This window comes from Limnochorda sp. LNt, from assembly GCF_035593265.1.
GTDB lineage: Bacteria > Bacillota > Limnochordia > Limnochordales > Geochordaceae > Geochorda > Geochorda subterranea.
The window spans coordinates 884947-902757 of record NZ_CP141614.1; the positions used below are offsets into that span (position 1 = coordinate 884947).

16 protein-coding genes are annotated in these 17811 nt (G+C 71.8%); 13 read left to right on the plus strand and 3 right to left on the minus strand.

Going from position 1 to position 17811, the window contains the following annotated elements; translation table 11 throughout:
* Positions 1-391 precede the first annotated feature (391 nt).
* The 13 genes from ilvB (at position 392) to VLY81_RS04210 (ending at position 14681) form a co-directional block, all read left to right on the plus strand.
* Positions 392-2113, plus strand: coding sequence for a biosynthetic-type acetolactate synthase large subunit (gene ilvB, locus VLY81_RS04150; protein WP_324669767.1), 1722 nt, complete (start codon positions 392-394; stop codon positions 2111-2113).
* A 1-nt stretch (position 2114) separates the two neighbouring features.
* On the plus strand, positions 2115-2636 hold the full coding sequence (gene ilvN / locus VLY81_RS04155) for an acetolactate synthase small subunit (RefSeq protein WP_324669768.1): 522 nt from the start codon (positions 2115-2117) through the stop codon (positions 2634-2636).
* The gene (gene ilvC / locus VLY81_RS04160) at positions 2636-3688 is read left to right on the plus strand and encodes a ketol-acid reductoisomerase (protein ID WP_324669769.1); all 1053 of its coding nucleotides are present in this window, start codon (positions 2636-2638) and stop codon (positions 3686-3688) included. Before ilvN ends, ilvC begins: the two co-directional genes overlap by 1 nt.
* Positions 3689-3833: 145 nt before the next feature.
* Entirely contained in the window at positions 3834-5036 is a 1203-nt protein-coding gene (locus VLY81_RS04165) for a pyridoxal-phosphate-dependent aminotransferase family protein (RefSeq protein WP_324670336.1), read from the plus strand.
* Positions 5033-6640, plus strand: coding sequence for a phosphoglycerate dehydrogenase (serA, locus tag VLY81_RS04170; protein ID WP_324669770.1), 1608 nt, complete (start codon positions 5033-5035; stop codon positions 6638-6640). The genes VLY81_RS04165 and serA overlap by 4 nt, the downstream gene beginning before the upstream one ends.
* 46 nt (positions 6641-6686) lie before the next feature.
* Entirely contained in the window at positions 6687-8285 is a 1599-nt protein-coding gene (locus VLY81_RS04175) for a 2-isopropylmalate synthase (protein ID WP_324669771.1), read from the plus strand.
* A 7-nt stretch (positions 8286-8292) separates the two neighbouring features.
* On the plus strand, positions 8293-9606 hold the full coding sequence (gene leuC / locus VLY81_RS04180) for a 3-isopropylmalate dehydratase large subunit (RefSeq protein WP_324669772.1): 1314 nt from the start codon (positions 8293-8295) through the stop codon (positions 9604-9606).
* Between the two features lie 44 nt (positions 9607-9650).
* On the plus strand, positions 9651-10175 hold the full coding sequence (locus tag VLY81_RS04185; RefSeq protein ID WP_405001326.1) for a 3-isopropylmalate dehydratase small subunit: 525 nt from the start codon (positions 9651-9653) through the stop codon (positions 10173-10175).
* Positions 10156-11328 carry a 3-isopropylmalate dehydrogenase gene (leuB, locus tag VLY81_RS04190; RefSeq protein ID WP_324669774.1) on the plus strand — a complete coding sequence of 391 codons (1173 nt, stop codon included), beginning with the start codon at positions 10156-10158 and terminating at the stop codon, positions 11326-11328. Before VLY81_RS04185 ends, leuB begins: the two co-directional genes overlap by 20 nt.
* A gap of 20 nt (positions 11329-11348) precedes the next feature.
* Positions 11349-12062 (plus strand): response regulator transcription factor, encoded by a 714-nt coding sequence (locus tag VLY81_RS04195; RefSeq protein ID WP_324669775.1) that lies wholly within the window; start codon positions 11349-11351, stop codon positions 12060-12062.
* A gap of 91 nt (positions 12063-12153) precedes the next feature.
* Positions 12154-13503 (plus strand): sensor histidine kinase, encoded by a 1350-nt coding sequence (locus tag VLY81_RS04200; RefSeq protein ID WP_324669776.1) that lies wholly within the window; start codon positions 12154-12156, stop codon positions 13501-13503.
* Positions 13504-13544: 41 nt separating this feature from the next.
* Positions 13545-14273, plus strand: a complete 729-nt coding sequence (gene phoU / locus VLY81_RS04205) for a phosphate signaling complex protein PhoU (RefSeq protein ID WP_324669777.1) — start codon at positions 13545-13547, stop codon at positions 14271-14273.
* Between the two features lie 60 nt (positions 14274-14333).
* On the plus strand, positions 14334-14681 hold the full coding sequence (locus tag VLY81_RS04210) for an alpha/beta-type small acid-soluble spore protein (protein ID WP_324669778.1): 348 nt from the start codon (positions 14334-14336) through the stop codon (positions 14679-14681).
* Positions 14682-14777: 96 nt separating this feature from the next.
* On the opposite strand, the gene VLY81_RS04215 is transcribed toward VLY81_RS04210, so the two are convergent.
* The 3 genes from VLY81_RS04215 to VLY81_RS04225 are packed head-to-tail and all read right to left on the minus strand — an operon-like array spanning position 14778 to position 17811.
* The gene (locus VLY81_RS04215; protein WP_405001327.1) at positions 14778-15785 is read right to left on the minus strand and encodes an ABC transporter ATP-binding protein; all 1008 of its coding nucleotides are present in this window, start codon (positions 15783-15785) and stop codon (positions 14778-14780) included.
* Positions 15786-15790: 5 nt separating this feature from the next.
* The gene (locus tag VLY81_RS04220; protein WP_324669780.1) at positions 15791-16849 is read right to left on the minus strand and encodes an ABC transporter ATP-binding protein; all 1059 of its coding nucleotides are present in this window, start codon (positions 16847-16849) and stop codon (positions 15791-15793) included.
* Between the two features lie 20 nt (positions 16850-16869).
* Entirely contained in the window at positions 16870-17811 is a 942-nt protein-coding gene (locus tag VLY81_RS04225; protein ID WP_324669781.1) for an ABC transporter permease, read from the minus strand.

Sequence of the window (17811 nt, forward strand, 5' to 3'; positions counted from 1 at the left end):
CCTTCAGAGAGCCGGCGCATGGTGCGAGCCGGCGGGGCCAGGGTCCCGAACTCCCCCCGGAGCCGCCGGGCCCAACGGGCATCCCTCAGCGGGGGCGCCCCAGTAGGTCCGGCCGGAGCAGCTCGCACCCGCACAGGGTGGGCGCCCGTTATCGCGCAGGCCTTCGATCCGCCCGTCGCGGATCGCGAGGCGTCGAGCGAGGGATCCGCCCCGTGTCGGCGGATCCGAAGCAGGGTGGTACCGCGAGGCCTGGCCGTCGCCCCTGTCGCCGCATCGTGGCGGCGACAGGGGCTTATTCGTACATCCGCCGCCGAGCATCTGACGTGGGGGGCGAGAGCGCATGGGTGACGGGTACTACGCGAGGGGGTCACCTGCTGCACCGGCGGGACAGATGGTGTCCCAAGCCCGGCTGCCAGAGCCCGGGCAGGTCGTGACAGGCGCCGAGGCGGTGGTCTGGTCGCTGGTCGCCGAGGGCGTGGAGGTGGTCTTCGGCTATCCTGGCGGCGCCATCTTGCCGACGTACGACGCGCTCTTTCGCATCGGGGAGCCCCGTCACGTCCTGGTGCGCCACGAGCAGGGCGCCGCCCACATGGCCGAGGGCTACGCCCGGGCGTCGGGCAAGGTGGGGGTCTGCGTGGCCACTTCGGGCCCCGGGGCCACCAACCTGGTGACGGGACTGGCCAGCGCCTACATGGACTCCGTGCCCGTGGTGGCCATCACCGGGCAGGTGCCCACGGCGCTCATCGGACGTGACGCCTTCCAGGAGTCGGACGTCTGCGGCATCACCATGCCCATCACCAAGCACAACTACCTGGTGCGGGACGCGGGCGACATCCCCCGGGTCATCCACGAGGCCTTCCACCTGGCCCGCTCGGGGCGTCCCGGCCCTGTCCTCGTCGACCTGCCCAAGGACGTGGCCAACGCCTCGCTCCGGTGGGCGCCGTACCCGCCCCCGCTCGACCTGCCGGGCTACCGGCCGACCCTGGACGGGCATCCTCGCCAGATCGAGCAAGCGGCCCGGCTCATCGAGGAGGCCAGCCGGCCGGTGCTCTACGTCGGCGGAGGCGTCATCGCGTCGGGCGCCCAGGCCCAGGTGCAGGAGCTGGCGGAGCGGGCCCACCTGCCCGTGGTCATGACGCTGATGGGGCTGGGCGCGCTGCCGGGACGGCACCCTCTGAGCCTGGGCATGCTGGGGATGCACGGCGCCGCCTACGCCAACTACGCCGTCAGCCAGGCCGACCTGCTCATCGCGGTGGGGGCGCGCTTCGACGACCGGGTGACGGGTGACGTCAAGCGCTTCGCGGCCAAGGCCCGCAAGATCCATATCGACGTGGACCCGGCCGAGATCGGCAAGAACGTCCCCGTCGACGTCCCCATCGTGGGCGACGCCCGCCGGGTCCTGCAGGAGCTGGTGCGTCTGGTGGCGCCGGGGCGGCGGGACGCCTGGTGGGAGCAGATCCGGGCCTGGCAGGAGTCTTTCCCGCTGGTGTACGAGCGGCGAGCCCCCTACATCGCCCCCCAGGACGTCGTCGTACAGCTGGACGCCCTGACGGCCGGCGAGGCGGTGGTCGTGACGGACGTGGGGCAGCACCAGATGTGGGTGGCGCAGTTCTACCGCTTCCAGGCGCCGCGCCTCAACGTCACGTCGGGCGGGCTGGGCGCCATGGGCTTCGGGCTACCGGCCGCCATCGGGGCGCGCCTGGCGGTGAGCGACCGGCCCGTCGTCGCCGTCTTGGGCGACGGCGGCCTGTTGATGACCGTGCAGGAGCTGGCCACCGCAGCGGACCTGGGGCTGCCCCTACCCATCGTGGTGCTCAACAACTACGCCCTGGGGATGGTGAAGCAGTGGCAGGGCATCTTCTACCAGGGCCGCTTCTCCCACAGCCTCCTGCCCGCTCGCACGGACCTGGTGGCGGTGGCGCGAGGCTTCGGGGTGCCGGGCCGGCGTGTGGAGCGGCCCGAGGAGCTGACCGAGGCCCTGGCCCAGGCCCTGGCCGCCCCCGGTCCCTACCTGCTCGACGTCCAGGTGGATCCCGACGCGCAGGTGATGCCGATGGTGCCGCCGGGGGGCGCGATCGACGAGATGATTGGCGTGAAGGGGCGGCAGGCTTGAGATGCGCAGGATCCTGGCGGTGCTGGTGCGCAACCGCCCTGGCGTGATGGCGCGGGTGGCTTCCCTCTTCTCCCGCCGTGGCTTCAACCTGTCGAGCGTGGCGGTGGGGCCCACCGACGACCCCGACCTGGCCCGCATGACGCTGGTGGTCGACGAGGACGAGGCGGGCGTCGAGCAGGTGGTCAAGCAGCTCCACAAGCTCATCGACGTGCTCAAGGTGAGTGACATCACCACCGACGCCCCCATCGCCCGGGAGCTGGCGCTGGTACGGGTCAGTGCCGACTCGGGTCGACGGCTCGAGGTGGTGCACCTGGCCGAGGTCTTCGGCGGTCGGGTGGTGGACGTCGACGAGGAGTCGGTCACCCTGGAGCTGGTGGGGATGCCCGACGACGTCGAGGCCGCCCTGCGGATCCTGAGAGGCTTCGGCCTCAAGGAGCTGGTGCGCAGCGGCACGCTGGCCATGGCGCGACCCGGCCGGCTCGCCGCCGCCCGCAGCGCGGAGATGGAGGGGGTGCGCATCTGATGGCCCGTCTGTACTACGACGCGGATGCGGATCTGCAGCGTCTGACCGGCAAGACGGTGGCGGTGGTCGGATACGGCAGCCAGGGACACGCCCACGCGCTCAATCTGCGAGACAGCGGCATCCGGGTGGTGGTGGCCAACCGGCCGGGCGGCCGCAACTGGCGGCGCGCGCTGGATGACGGCTTCGAGCCGGTGGCGCCGGCCGAGGCGGCAGCCCAGGCGGACGTGGTGATGCTGCTGGTGCCCGACCATGTGATGCCGGCGGTCTTCGAGGAGATGCGTCCGGCTCTGGCGGAGGGCAAGGCCCTGGCCTTCGCCCACGGCTTCAACGTCCACTTCGGGCAGATCCGGCCGCCCGAGGGCGTGGACGTCTTCATGGTAGCGCCCAAGGGACCCGGCCACCTGGTGCGGCGCATGTACCGGGAGGGCAAGGGCGTCCCGGCCCTCTTCGCCGTCCATCGCGACGCGTCGGGCTACGCCCGGGAGCTGGCCCTGGCCTACGCCAAGGGCATCGGCGCCACCCGGGCGGGGGTGCTGGAGACCACCTTCGCCGAGGAGACGGAGACGGACCTCTTCGGCGAGCAGGCGGTGCTGTGCGGCGGCATGACGGAGCTGGTACGGGCGGGCTTCGAGACGCTGGTGGCCGCCGGCTATCAGCCCGAGGTGGCCTACTTCGAGTGCCTGCACGAGATGAAGCTCATCGTGGACCTGATGTGGGAGGGCGGCATCACCTGGATGCGCCACTCCATCTCCGACACGGCCGAGTACGGGGACCTGACCGTGGGTCCGCGGGTCATCGACCAGCACGTGCGCGACAACATGCGGCGGGTGCTGGAAGACGTCCGCTCCGGGCGCTTCGCCAGGGAGTGGATCCTGGAGAACCGGGCCGGCCGGCCCATCATGAACGCGCTGCGCCTCTCCCAGGCCCGCCACCCCATCGAGGAGGTGGGGCGACGGCTGCGGGCGATGATGCCCTGGATCGAGACCCCTCAGGAGGCTCGCGAGGTCGAGTCGGAGCTGCTCGGCCGGCCCGCGACTCGGGCGGAGGCATAGGTGAGCCGAGCGGCAAGCGGATCCGGCGGCCGGCACGCACGGGGGGCGCATCGGGGCCGGTGACGATCGACGAGGTCAGCCGGCGCCTGCGTTGAAGAGCCCTGGCACGAGACTCTACCCGGGTGGGAAGGAAGGACCGAGGGTGATGGCCAAGGTGCAGACCTCCGCTGGTGTGGGCGTCTTCCCCGAGAAGCAGGACCTGCGCATCCCGGGGCCGACGCCCGTGCCCCCCGCCGTGCTGCGTGCCATGTCGCGTCCCATGATCAATCACCGTGGCCCGGAGTTCGCCGAGCTGCTGGGCAGGGTGACCCGACGGCTGCAGAGCTTGATGCAGACCGACCGGTACGTGGCCATCCTGACCGGCTCCGGCACCGCCGGCATGGAGGCGGCGTGCGCCAACCTCGTCTCACCGGGCGACCCGGTGCTGGTGCTGGAGGGGGGCGTTTTCGGGCACCGGTGGGCCGAGATCGCCCGGGCCTTCGGGGCCCAGGTGCATCGTTACGAGTACCCCTGGGAGACGGGGGCCGACCCCGACGAGCTGGCGCGACGGTTGCGGGCCACGCCGGGGGTGCGGGTGGTCTTCGCCACCCACAACGAGTCGTCGACGGGCGTGCTCAACGACATCGAGGCCCTCAGCCGGGCCTGCCGGGAGACCGCGCCCGACGCCCTGTTCGTCGTCGACTCGGTCAGCGGCCTGGGCGGTGCACCCCTGGCCATGGACGCCTGGGGGCTCGACGCGGTGGTGAGCGCCTCCCAGAAGTGCATCATGGCGCCTCCCGGGCTGGCCTTCGTCGCGCTGTCGGAACGGGCGTGGCGGCGGGCCGCCGAGAGCCGGGCCGCCCGCTACTACCTCGACCTGGCGGCCCACCGGCGGCTGTACGAGAAGGGGCAGACGCCCTGGACGCCGGCCGTCTCGGTGCTCTATGCCCTCGACGAGGCCCTGGCCTTGCTGGAGGCCGAGGGAGACGAGGCGCGCCTGGCCCGGCACCGGCTGATGCGCGACATGGTGCGAGGCGGGCTGGCGGCTGCCGGCTTCGAGCTGATGGTGGAGGCGCGCTTCGCCTCTCCGACCGTAACGGCGGTGCGCCCGCCGGCGGGCGTCGACATCGAGGCGGTGCGCCGGGTGGCGCGCCAGGAGCTGGGAGTGGTCTTCTCCGGCGGCCAGGGCAAGCTGAGCGGCCAGATCCTGCGCGTGGGCCACATGGGCTACGCCACGCCGCTGGACATGATCGGGGCGGTCGCCGCGGCCGAGATGGCCCTGATGCGCCTGGGAGCGCCCATCTCGCCGGGCGCCGGCGTCGCGGCGGCCCAGCGGGTCTGGGTCGAGGCGGGGGGCGCGGGCCGGTGAGAGTGCTGGTGGCCGATCCGCTCGACGAGGCGGGGCTGGAGCGGCTGCGCCAGGGCGGCGTCGAGCTCGACGTGCGCACGGGGCTGCCGCGTGCGACGCTGCTGTCCCGCATCGGCGAGTACGAGGCCGTCATCGTCCGCAGCGAGACCCGCATCGACGCCGAGGTGGTGGAGGCGGGCCGGCGCCTGGCCGTCATCGGTCGGGCGGGCGTCGGGGTCGACAACATCGACGTGGAGGCGGCGACCCGGCGCGGCATCGTGGTGGTCAACGCCCCCGAGGCCAATACCATCAGTGCCGCCGAGCACACGCTGGCCATGATGCTGGCGGTGGCGCGCCGCATCCCGTGGGCCCACCACGCGCTGGCTCAGGAGCGGCGGTGGGAGCGGCGGCGATTCGTGGGGGTGCAGCTGGCCGGCAAGACGCTGGGGCTGGTCGGATTGGGACGCATCGGCTCCGAGGTGGCGCGGCGGGCGCGTGCCTTCGGCATGCACGTGCTGGCGTACGACCCCTACGTGGTGCCGGAGCGGGCGGCCGAGACGGGCGTCGAGCTGGTCGAACTGGAGGACCTGTTGGGCCGCTCGGACTTCATCAGCATCCACTGCCCGTTGACGGCGCGCACCCGCCACCTGATCGACGCCGAGCGCCTGCGCCGGGTGCGGCCGGGAGCCTACCTCGTCAACTGCGCGCGGGGCGGCATCGTCGACGAGGCGGCGCTGGCCGAGGCTTTGCGCGAGGGCCGGCTGGCCGGGGCCGCTCTGGACGTCTTCGCCGAGGAGCCGCCCGGCGACAACCCCCTGCTGGGCCTGCCCAACGTGGTGGTGACGCCTCACCTGGGAGCCAGCACCCAGGAGGCCCAGAGCGCGGCGGCGCTGGCGGTGGCCGAGGAGGTGCTGCGGGTGCTGGCCGGTGACGTGCCCCGCCATGCGGTCAACGTGCCGGCCATCTCCCCGGACCGCTGGGCGTGGGCGCGGCCCTACCTGGACCTGGGGCGGCGGCTGGGCCGGGTCTTCACCGAGCTGTTTGGGCTGCCGCCGGCCGGACGCATCGAGATCGTCTACCGCCGGGAGTTGGCCCACGCGCCCGAGAGCGAGGCGCTGACGGCGGCGACCCTCTGGGGGATCCTGAGCCCCATCACGCCCGAGGGCGTCTCCATGGCCAACGCCCGGCTCCTGGCCTGCCAACGCGGCATCGAGGTGGTGGAGTCCCACAGCCGCCCCTCCGGAGACCGGCCGGGTCAGGAGGCGGGCCCGGCCATGCTGGTGCAGGCCCAGCTGGGGGGCCAGGGGCAGACGGTGAGCGTCGGCGGGGATCTGGGCCCGGAGCGGCGGCCGCGCCTGTTGACCATCGACGGCTACCGCGTGCACATCGAGGAGCCCGGCCACCTGCTGGTCTCCGAGCACATGGACCGCCCCGGCATCATCGGAACGGTGGGGACGCTGCTGGGGCGCCACCGGATCAACATCGCCTACATGCAGCTGGGCCGGGATCGGCCCGGTGGCCAGGCAGTCATGGTGCTGGGCGTCGACGGCCCGGTGCCCGAGGACGTGCTGCGCCAGCTCCGGCAGATCCCGGACCTGTGGAACATGCGGGCCGCCGAGTGGTGACCGGTCGCCGGGCGGCGGCCCGCCACCCTGTGGAGGGGGGATGGAGATGGACGCATCGGGCGTCCGTGGCGACAAGGTACGGATCCAGGTCTTCGACACGACCCTGCGGGACGGCGAGCAGTCGCCCGGGGCCAGCCTGGACGAGATGGAGAAGCTGGAGGTGGCCAAAGCCCTGGAGGCGCTGGGGGTCGACGTCATCGAGGCAGGCTTCCCCGTGGCGTCACCCGGCGAGCTCAAGGCCGTGCAGGAGATCTGCCGGCAGGTGCGGCGGCCGGTCATCTGCGCCCTGGCCCGAGCCAACCCCGTCGACATCGAGCACGCGGGCGAGGCCCTCAAGGGGGCGTCCGTCAGCCGGATTCACATCTTCCTGGCGACTTCGGAGATCCACATGCGCTACAAGCTGCGCAAGACGCCTCAGGAGGTGCTGGAGATCGCCAGGGAGGCGGTCGCCCTGGCCCGCCGCCACGCGCATCAGGTGGAGTTCTCGGCCGAAGACGCCACCCGCAGCGACTGGGACTTCCTCTGCCGGGTCTTCGAGGCCGCCATCCGGGCGGGGGCGACGGTCATCAACATCCCCGACACCGTGGGCTACACGACGCCGGCGGAGTACGCCGAGCTGTTTCGCTACGTGGCGGCCCACACCGAGGGCATCGAGCGGGTGGTGCTCAGCGCGCACTGCCACGACGACCTGGGGCTGGCGGTGGCCAACAGCCTGGCCGCCATCGAGGCGGGCGCACGCCAGGTGGAGGGCACCATCAACGGCATCGGCGAGCGGGCGGGCAACGCGGCCCTCGAGGAGATCGTGATGGCCCTCGAGGTGCGGGAGGACCGCTACCCCTACGGCACGGGCGTGGTGACCGAGCAGCTGTACCGCACGAGCCGCCTCGTCAGCCGTCTCACGGGCATCCCGGTGCAGCCCAACAAGGCCATCGTCGGCGAAAACGCCTTCGCCCATGAGGCGGGCATCCACCAGGATGGGATCCTCAAGCACCGCAGCACGTACGAGATCATGGTGCCCGAGCGGGTGGGCCAGACGTCGACCCGGCTGGTGCTGGGGAAGCACTCCGGGCGGCACGCACTGCGCCAGCGCCTGGCCGAGCTCGGCTACGAGCTGACGCCCGAGCTCCTGGAGGCCACCTACCGCCGCTTCCTCGAGGTGGCCGACCGCAAGAAGCACGTCACCGACCGGGACCTGGTGGCGCTGGTGGAGGAGCAGCAGGCCGCGACCGCCCCGGAGCGCTTCGCTCTCGAGTACTTCCATGTGGACGACGGCAACACCTCCGTCGCGACGGCCACCGTGCGGGTCCGCATCGCCGGCGTGGAGGCGCCGGTGCAGGAGGCGGCCTGCGGCGACGGCCCCGTGGATGCCCTGCTGCGTGCCATCGAGCGTGCCACCGGGGTGCGGGCCGAGCTGGAGAGTTACCACCTGCAGGCGGTCACCTCGGGCAAGGACGCGATGGGCGAGGTAACGGTGCGGGTGCGCGACGACGGTCGCGTCCACGTGGGGCGGGCGGTCAGCACCGATGTGCTGGAGGCCAGCGCCCGGGCCTACGTGCAGGCCCTCAACCGGATGGTGCACGCGGCCGGCGAGCGGGCGCCGGCCGATGAGCCGGCCTCCACCGCGGCGGCCGGCGCACGGGGGTGACGGACCGATGGGCATGACCCTCGTCGAGAAGATCCTGGCCGACCACTCGGGGCGACGGGAGGTGCGAGCCGGCGACATCGTCTCGGCCCGGGTCGACATGATCCTGGCCAACGACGTGACGGCGCCCTTGAGCATCCGGGAATTCCGCAAGATGGGGGCCACGCGGGTCTTCGACCCGGAGGCCATCGCCATGGTGCCCAGCCACTTCGCGCCGTCACCCAGCATCCAGGCGGCGGCCCAGATCCAGGCGATGCGGGAGTTCTCCCGCGAACAGGGGCTCCCGTACTTCTTCGAGATCGGGCGGATGGGCATCGAACACGTGCTCCTGCCCGAAGAGGGACTGGTGGTGCCGGGCGACGTCGTCATCGGCGCCGACTCGCACACCTGCACCAACGGCGCGCTGGGGGCCTTCGCCACGGGGATGGGCTCCACCGACATCGCCGCCGCCATGGCGCTGGGCGAGACCTGGCTGCGGGTGCCCGAGACACTGCGCATCGTCTACTACGGCGCGATGAAGCCCTGGGTGACCCCCAAGGACCTGATCCTGTACACCATCGGCAAGATCGGCGTGGCCGGCGCGCTCTACCAGGCCCTGGAGTACACCGGCGAGACGGTGCGCTCCATCAGCATGGAGGGCCGCTTCACCATGGCCAACATGGCCATCGAGGCTGGCGCCAAGACGGGCATCTTCGAGGCCGACGAGGTGACGCTGGCCTGGGAGGAGGGGCGGGCCCGCAGGCCTCCCCGCGTCTACCGCGGCGACCCCGACGCGACCTACGCCGGCACGGTCGAGATCGACGTGAGGCAGGTCCAACCGCAGGTCGCCTTCCCGCACCTGCCGGAGAAGACGCGGCCTGTCAGCGAGGCGGCCTCCATGGACCTGCGGATCGATCAGGCCTTCATCGGCTCGTGCACCAACGGGCGACTCGAGGACCTCCGCCTGGCCGCCCGGGTGCTGCGCGGCCGCAAGGTGCACCCCGACGTGCGGCTCATCGTGATCCCCGCCAGTCAGCGGGTCTACCGCCAGGCGCTGGCCGAGGGGCTCCTGGACGTCTTCGTGGAGGCGGGGGGCGCGGTCAGCACGCCGACGTGCGGTCCCTGTCTCGGCGCCCACATGGGGGTGCTGGCGCGGGGCGAGCGTGCCATCTCCAGCAGCAACCGCAACTTCCGGGGCCGCATGGGGCACCGCGAGAGCGAGGTCTACCTGGCGAGCCCCGCCGTGGTGGCGGCCTCGGCGGTGCTGGGGCGGATCGCCTCGCCCGAGGAGCTGGGACTCGACGAAACGGCCTTCTTCGAGACAGTGGGGGTGAGGGCGTCGTGACCAGCGAGCGGACCGACCAGCCGGCTCCGGCGCCGGCGCAGACGTTGCCCCGCCGGATCCGGGGGCGGGCATGGGTGGTGGGCGATCACGTCGACACCGACGTCATCATCCCCGCCCGGTACCTGACCACCTCCGATCCGGTGGAGCTGGCCCGCCACGTCCTGGAGGACCTGGACCCGACCCTCAAGAGTCGCATCCAGCCGGGCGACATCCTGGTGGCGGGGGACAACTTCGGCTGCGGCAGCTCCCGAGAGCACGCCCCCATCGCCCTCAAGGCGGCGGGCATCGCTTGCGTGGTGGCGCGCTCGTTCGCCCGCATCTTCTACCGCAATGCGGTCAACGTGGGGCTTCCCGTGGTGCAGTGCAAGCAGGGCGTGCCGGTGGCGTCGGAGCGGGTCGTCGTCGTCGACTTCGACGCCGGCACCGTCACGGACGAGGCGACGGGTGCGGTCTACCCGGCGGAGCCGCTCCCCGAGGTGATGCGGGAGATCCTGGAGGCCGGGGGGCTGGTGCCCTACGTGGCGCGGCGACTCGAGGAGCAGCGACGCCATGCCGCCGCATCCGCCTGAGGCCTCGGGCGGGGGGCCCGTCTCCCGACGGGACGGCACCCCGGTGGTGCTGCTGCTGGGAGGCGACGGCATCGGGCCCGAGGTGGTGGAGGCGGCCGCTGCTTGCATGCAGGCGGCCGCCCGTCGCCTGGGCCGGGCCATCCGGTTGGAGGAGGCTCCCATCGGCGGGGCGGCCCTGGAGATGGGGTTGCCGCCCCTGCCCGAGCCGACCCTGCGCATGGCCCTCGACGCCGACGCCGTGCTGCTGGGCGCCGTAGGCGGCCCACGGTGGGATGGCCTGCCCGGGCCGCAGCGCCCCGAGGCGGGGCTCCTGGAGCTGCGCCGGCAGCTGGGTGTCTTCGCCAACGTCCGGCCGGTCCGGATGTTCGCGGGGCTGGAGACCACCTCGCCGTTGCGGCCCGAGGTGGTGGCGGGCACCGACCTGGTGGTGGTGCGCGAGCTGTTGGGGGGGCTCTACTACGGGCCCCGCGGACGCCGCCAGGGCCCGGGAGGCCCGGTGGTCTTCGACACGCTGGAGTACGACCAGGCACAGATCGACCGCGCGGCGCGCTTCGCCCTGGAGATGGCGCGACGGCGCCGGCGCTCGCTGACCCTGGTCGACAAGGCCAACGTGCTGGAGAGCTCCCGCATGTGGCGAGAGCGGGTCCAGGCGCTCGCCCCGGCTTACCCCGACGTGGCGGTCAGCTTCCAGTACGTGGACAGCTGCGCCATGCGGCTCGTCCGTGAGCCGCGGGCCTTCGACGTCCTGCTGTGCGAGAACATGTTTGGGGACATCTTGAGCGACGAGGCGGCGGTGCTGGCCGGATCCATCGGGATGCTGCCATCGGCCAGCCTGGGCGGGCGCGTGGGGCTTTACGAGCCGGTGCACGGCTCGGCCCCCGACATCGCCGGGCGGGGGGTGGCCAACCCCATCGGCGCCATCCTCGCCGGTGCGATGCTCCTGGAGTGGAGCCTGGGGTGGCGCGACGCGGCGGCCTGCATCGAGGCGGCCGTCGCACGGGTGCTGGCCGACGGCTGGCGCACCGGGGATCTGGTCCCGGCGGGCGGGCCGGCCCCCGGTGTCAGCGTCGTCGGCACGCAGGCCCTGACGGACCGGATCCTGGCAGCCATCGAGCAGTCCACCCCGCAGGAGGGGTCGTCGGCCCCGTCGTAAGCTGGTACGGGGCGAATGCGTTGACGACGGGCCACCGCGTGCTGATCGTGGACGACGAGCCTTCCATCGTCGAGCTGGTGCGCTTCACCCTGGAGAAGGAGGGCTTCCAGTGCGACGTGGCCTCGGACGGGCCCAAGGCGCTGGAGATGGTGGAGCGCACCAAGCCCGACCTGGTCGTGCTGGACCTGATGCTGCCGGGCCTCGACGGCCTGGAGGTCTGCCGCCGCATCCGCCAGCGGGCCTCGGTGCCCATCGTCATGCTGACGGCCAAGGCCAGTGAGGTCGACAAGGTGGTCGGCCTCGAGCTGGGGGCCGACGACTACGTCACCAAACCCTTCAGCCCCCGCGAGCTGGTGGCGCGCATCCGAGCCGTGCTGCGCCGGTTTCAGGCCGCCAGGGAGGCGAGCCAGCAGGCCGATGCGGGTGGCGAGCTGCGCGTCGGCGAGGTCATCATGGACGTCGCGCGCCACCAGGTCTGGGTCAAGGGCCGCCCCGTCGAGCTGACCCCCAAGGAGTACGATCTCTTGCGGATGCTGATGAGCAACAAGGGGATCGTGCTGACCCGGGAGCTCTTGCTGGACAAGGTGTGGGGTTACGACTTCGCCGGCGACACCCGCACCGTCGACGTCCACGTGGTGCGCCTGCGCCAAAAGCTGGAAGATGACCCGGCCCACCCTCGCTACATCGAGACGGTGAGGGGCGTGGGCTACCGGATGCGAGAGCACCCTGCGTAAGGACGCGGCCAGGCGCCCATCGTGGCGAAGAGCGCTCGTCGGGTCGCACCTGCTGGTCGCCGGCGCCTCAGCCAGCGCCGCCGCGCTGGCCATGGCGGTCGCGCACGACCCGTGGCTGGCGGCGGTGGCGGGGGGCGCGACGGGCTTGGGGCTGGGAGCGCTCCTGGCCATCAGGACGTGGCGCCAGCTACAGGGCAGCATCGCACCGCTCGTCGACACGGTGGCCGAGCTGGCGCGGGGCCGTCCCATCCAGGTGGTGCTGCCCGAGCCGGAGGAGCTGGCGGAGCTGGGCCGGCGTCTGCGGGAGCTCTCCGAGCGCATCGCGACCGCCGTCCAGCACTCGTCGCGCCGCGAAGCCCAGCTGGCCGGGGTGCTGGGCAGCCTGGTGGACGGTTGCGTCGCTGTCGACGCCGGCGGACGGATCATCCTCTTCAACGAGGCGGCGTCCCGGCTCTTCGGCAAGCCGGCCTCCGACGTGCTGGGCCGACCCCTCATGGAGGCCATCCGCAGCTACGACCTGGCCACGGCCATCGGCGAGACGCTGGCCACGGGACGGCAGCAGCTGCGGGAGTTTCGGGTCTCGGGGGCGACCGAGCGGGTGCTGCAGGTGACCGCGACCCCCCTCTCCCGAGCCGAGGGACGCAGGAGCCCCGATGGCAGGCCCGGCGATGAGGCGGAGGAGGCGGTGCCCGAGGGCGAGCGTTGGGGTGCCGTGGCCCTGGTGCGAGACGTGACGGAGCTGCGGCGGCTCGAACGGGTGCGCAGCGACTTCGTCGCCAACGTCTCCCACGAGCTGCGTACCCCCCTCACGGCTCTCAAGGGCTTCATCGAGGCGCTGCAGGAGGGAGCGGCCGAGGACCCCGCCACCCGCACACGGTTCCTCGACATCATGGCGCGGGAGACGGACCGGCTGGTGGCGCTCATCAACGACCTGCTGGATCTCTCGCACCTGGAGTCCCGCAACGTGGAGCTGCGGCGCACCCCCCTGGAGCTGGCCAGCGTCGCCGGGGCCGTGGTCGCCATGTTCGCCCGAAAGGCCGCGGCCAAGCGGCTGGCGCTCGAGCAGGATCTCCCACCCGACCTGCCGCCGGTGCTGGCGGACGAGGACATGTTGCGCCAGGTCTTCATCAATCTGCTGGACAACGCGGTCAAGTACACCCCCTCCGGCCGCATCACGGTGCGGGCTCGGGCGGAGCCGCAAGAGCCCCTGGTGCGGGTGGAGGTGTCCGATACCGGCATCGGCATCCCGCGCCAGCACCTGGGACGCATCTTCGAGCGCTTCTACCGGGTCGACCGGGCTCGCTCCAGGGAGCTGGGCGGCACGGGGCTGGGGCTCTCCATCGTCCGGCACATCATCGAGCTGCACGGCGGGCGCATCGAGGTGGAAAGCGAGGTCGGCGCGGGCACGACCTTTCGGTTTTGGCTGCCCCGGGCGCCTTGAAGGGCTCCGGGCCCGGCCCGTATACTGGGAGCACCAAGCGGGTGGAGGCGAGGGCGGTGGCCCGGGGGGCCTTTGACCAGGAGCTGGCGCAGCTCCAGCAGGAGATCCTCCGCATGGGCTCGCTGGTGGAGCGCGCTGTGGAGCTGGCGGTCCAGTCGTTGCGCGACGGCGACGTGCAGCTGGCCGTGCAGATCATCGACGACGACGACCTGGTCGACCAGCTGGAGATGGAGCTGGAGCAGCGTTGCATCCGGCTCATCGCCCTCCAGCAGCCCCTGGCCACGGATCTGCGCACCATCGGCTCGGTGCTCAAGCTGATCACGGATCTGGAGCGGGTGGCCGACTACGCCACCAACATCGCAGAGATCACGGTGCGGCTGGCGGGCGCCCCCCTCTTCAAGCCACTGGTCGACATCCCCCGCATGGCCCGGATGGCCCAGCAGATGCTGCGGCAGAGCCTGGACGCCTTCGTCCAGCGGGACGTGGAGCTGGCCGAGTCGGTGTGCCGGGCCGATGACCCCGTCGACGAGCTGTTCGCCTCGCTGTACGAGGAGCTGATGGGGTACGTGGACGCCGGCGACCGGCAGCGCATCACCCAGGCCATCAATCTCATCTTCGTGGCGCGCTACCTGGAGCGCATCGCCGATCATGCCACCAACATCGGCGAGCGGGTGATCTACATGGTGACGGGCAAGCGCGTGGCACACCAGTTGAGGGGCCGCATCCTCGGCTCCCAGAGGGCTCGCCAGGGGGCGGCAGGCGATCCCTAACTTGCATGCGCGGGTCTGCCCCGCCCCCGGCCACAACTAGGGCCGGGGAGGTGAACAGGGTTGGCCGCAGGCCAGAAGCGTAACCGGCCGCTCATCACGCAGGCGCTGGGAGCGCTGGATAAGTTCAAGTACGAGGTTGCCTCCGAGCTCAACATCAATCCCGAGTACAAGTCGGGCTACTGGGGCAACATCAGCGCCCGGGAGTGCGGCGCTGTCGGCGGCAACATGGTGCGCCGGATGATCGCGGCGGCCGAGCAGACGCTGGCCCAGCAGGCGGCGGGGGCGGCACAGCAGGCCTTCCGAGCGTCGCTGCCGCTCGAGCCCGACGCCCAGAGGGGTACCACGTCGGCTCACAATCCGTCGGAGATTCGACCCGGGCAGTCCCAGTCGGCGTTCGGCATCCAGTAGGGGCGCCGGGTGCCCGGCGTGCCGACCTGCCGGCCCGACCTGTCGATGGGCTCGCCCTCGGCAGGCCGGGCCGCTTCGCGCCGGGTGGGCTTGCCGTCAGTAGAGGTGGCACGCCACCCGGTGGGCGGGGGCCACCTCGGTGAGGGACGGCTCCACCTCCGCGCAGATCGGCCTGGCATGGGGACACCGGGTGCGAAACGGGCAGCCCGAGGGCGGGTCGATGGGCGAGGGGATCTCCCCCTCCATGGGGATGCGCTGGCGACCCCGCTCCCGTCGGGGATCGGGGATGGGTACCGCCGACAGCAAACCCTGCGTGTAAGGGTGCAGCGGCTGCCGATAGACCTCGGCGGTCGGGCCCGTCTCCACCAGCCGCCCCAGGTACATCACGCCGACACGGTCGCTGATGTGGCGCACCATGGACAGGTCGTGCGCGATGAAGAGGTAGGTGAGCCGGCGCTGTCGCTGCAGGCGCGCCAGCAGGTTGACGACCTGGGCCTGGATGGAGACATCCAGCGCCGAGATGGGCTCGTCGGCGACGACGAACTCGGGGTCCACCGCCAGGGCCCGGGCGATGCCGATGCGCTGGCGCTGGCCGCCGCTGAACTCGTGGGGGTAGCGCCCGGCGTGTTCGGCGGAGAGGCCCACCACCGACAGGAGTTGGGCGATGCGCTCCTGGCGCTCCTTGCGGGTGCGGGTGAGCCGGTGGGTGTCGAGGGCCTCGCCGATGATCTCGCCCACCGTCATGCGCGGGTTGAGCGAGGCGTACGGATCCTGGAAGATGATCTGGGCCCTCCGCTTGAAGGCGTACAGGGCCGACCCCGACAGCGCATGGACGTCGGCACCGTCAAAGCGCACCGTGCCGCCGGTCGGGCGATACAGCCCGATGACCGTGCGGCCCACCGTCGTCTTGCCCGAGCCGCTCTCTCCCACCAGGGCGAAGATCTCCCCCCGGGCGATGGAGAAGGTGACCTTCTCCACGGCTCTCACGCGAAGGCCTCGACGGATGACGAAGTGCTTCTGAAGATCGTGCACCTCGACGAGCGGCCGCTGGGCCGACTCCGCGGCGCTCCGGGCCAGCGAGCCGCTCGGGTGGACCTGTGGCATGGCCATCACCGGATCGCCTCCCGGGAAGCGGCATGGTGGCTCGCCGCCGTGTCGTGCCCGTTGGCCTCGAGGAACCGCCGTCCCCACTGGCCTGCGCGTAGATCCAGCAGCCAGCACCGGCTGACGTGGTGGGCTCCCACCTCCACCTCGGGCGGGGCGAAGCGAGCGCAGACCTCCATGGCGAAGGCGCAACGGGGTGCGAAGGCGCAGCCCTCCGGCTCCCGGTAGAGGTCCGGGGGCGAGCCGGGGATGGCCTCCAGGTCCCGGCGCCCCTCGGCCTGGGGGTTGGGGATGGCCCGTAGCAGGGCGCGGCTGTAGGGATGGCGCGTCACGTGGAAGAGGTCGTCCACCGGCGCCTGCTCCACCACTTGTCCGGCGTACATGACGACGACCCGGTCGGCCAGCCGCGCCACGATGCCCAGGTCATGGGTGATGAGCAAGATGGCCATGCCGAGCCGGCTCTGCAGCGACGCCATCAGATCCAGGATCTGGGCCTGGATGGTGACGTCCAGGGAGGTGGTGGGCTCGTCGGCGATGAGCAGCTTGGGCTCGCAGGCCAGCGCCATGGCGATCATGACCCGCTGACGCATGCCCCCGCTGAACTCGTGGGGATACTGCCCGAGCCGGGTGCGTGGGTTGGGGATGCCCACCAGCGCGAGCATCTCGGCCGCCCGGTCCATGGCCTCCTTGCGGGAGAGGCCCCGGTGCTTCTCCACCATCTCGGCGATCTGGCGACCCACGGTCATGGTGGGGTTGAGCGAGCTCATCGGGTCCTGGAAGATCATGCCGATCTCAGCCCCTCGGACCCGCCGCATCTCGGGGTCGCTCGAGGCCGTCAGGTCCCGCCCGTCGAAGCGGATCCGCCCCCCGTCGATGCGGCCCGGTCGGGGCACCAGTCGCATGACGGCGAGGGCCGTCACGCCCTTGCCCGAGCCCGACTCGCCCACCAGAGCCACCGTCTCGCCCGGCTGCACGGCGAAGGAGGAGCCCCGGACCGCGTGCACCACCCCGGCGTGGGTGTAGAAGTTGACCTCGAGTCCGATGATCTCCAGCAACGGTTGCACCTTGGCCGATGACGCCTCCTCTAGCGACGCTCCCGGGGATCGAGGGCATCCCGCAGCCCGTCGCCCAGGAAGTTGAAGCCCAGCAAGATCAGGCTCAGGACCGCGGCCGGGAAGAAGAGCTCGTGGGGATAGACCCTCAACACCTGGTACGACGAGTAGATCATGGAGCCCAGGCTCGCCAGCGGGTCCTGCACGCCCAGCCCGATGAAGGAGAGGAACGCCTCGCCGAAGATGGCCCCCGGCACCGTCAGCGTGATGTTGACCAGGATGACGCCCATGGTGTTGGGGATGACGTGGCGCCAGACGATCTGCAGCGGGCGCACCCCCAGGGCACGGGCGGCCAGCACGTACTCCTGCTCCTTGATCTGCAGCACCTGGCCCCGCACCAGCCGTGCCATGCCGACCCAGCCCACCGAGCCCATGGCGATGACGATGGACCACAGCCCCGGTCCCACCACCACCACCAGCAGGATGACGATGAGCAGGTAGGGGATGCCGTAGAGGACGTCGACCACCCGCATCATGACGTCGTCGACGACCCCGCCGAAGTAGCCAGCGATGCCGCCCCAGGCCACCCCGATGACCAGGTCGATGGAGGCCGCCAGGATGCCGATCGCAAGCGAGATGCGGGCGCCGTACCACAGCCGGGTGAAGATGTCCCGCCCCAGCTCGTCGGTGCCGAACCAGTGCTCGGCCGACGGCGGCAGATCGGTGTCGAGCAGGCTGGTCTGCCGGTAATCGTACGGGGTCAGGTGGGGGCCGACGATGGCCATGATGCCCACCAGCAGCAGGACGATGAGGCCTACGACCGCCATGCGGTTCTGCCGGAAGCGAGCCCAGGCGTCAGCCCAGTACCCCACGGCGGGCCGGGTGATGGCCTCGGCGGCCTGGTGCACGCCGGGGGCGGGGCGGAAGAGCTCGGCTGCGGGGGCCTCCCTCGAAGCGGAAGGGTACGTCGCCAT

Excerpts from the sequence above, each read along its gene's own strand:
- leuB (WP_324669774.1), top strand. The coding sequence starts at position 10,156 with ATGCCGCCGCATCCGCCTGAGGCCTCGGGCGGGGGGCCCGTCTCCCGA.
- VLY81_RS04175 (WP_324669771.1), top strand. The coding sequence starts at position 6,687 with ATGGACGCATCGGGCGTCCGTGGCGACAAGGTACGGATCCAGGTCTTC.
- VLY81_RS04215 (WP_405001327.1), bottom strand. The coding sequence starts at position 15,785 with ATGCCACAGGTCCACCCGAGCGGCTCGCTGGCCCGGAGCGCCGCGGAG.
- ilvN (WP_324669768.1), top strand. The coding sequence starts at position 2,115 with ATGCGCAGGATCCTGGCGGTGCTGGTGCGCAACCGCCCTGGCGTGATG.
- VLY81_RS04165 (WP_324670336.1), top strand. The coding sequence starts at position 3,834 with ATGGCCAAGGTGCAGACCTCCGCTGGTGTGGGCGTCTTCCCCGAGAAG.
- ilvC (WP_324669769.1), top strand. The coding sequence starts at position 2,636 with ATGGCCCGTCTGTACTACGACGCGGATGCGGATCTGCAGCGTCTGACC.
- VLY81_RS04225 (WP_324669781.1), bottom strand. The coding sequence starts at position 17,811 with ATGGCGACGTACCCTTCCGCTTCGAGGGAGGCCCCCGCAGCCGAGCTC.
- leuC (WP_324669772.1), top strand. The coding sequence starts at position 8,293 with ATGGGCATGACCCTCGTCGAGAAGATCCTGGCCGACCACTCGGGGCGA.
- VLY81_RS04200 (WP_324669776.1), top strand. The coding sequence starts at position 12,154 with ATGGCGGTCGCGCACGACCCGTGGCTGGCGGCGGTGGCGGGGGGCGCG.
- ilvB (WP_324669767.1), top strand. The coding sequence starts at position 392 with ATGGTGTCCCAAGCCCGGCTGCCAGAGCCCGGGCAGGTCGTGACAGGC.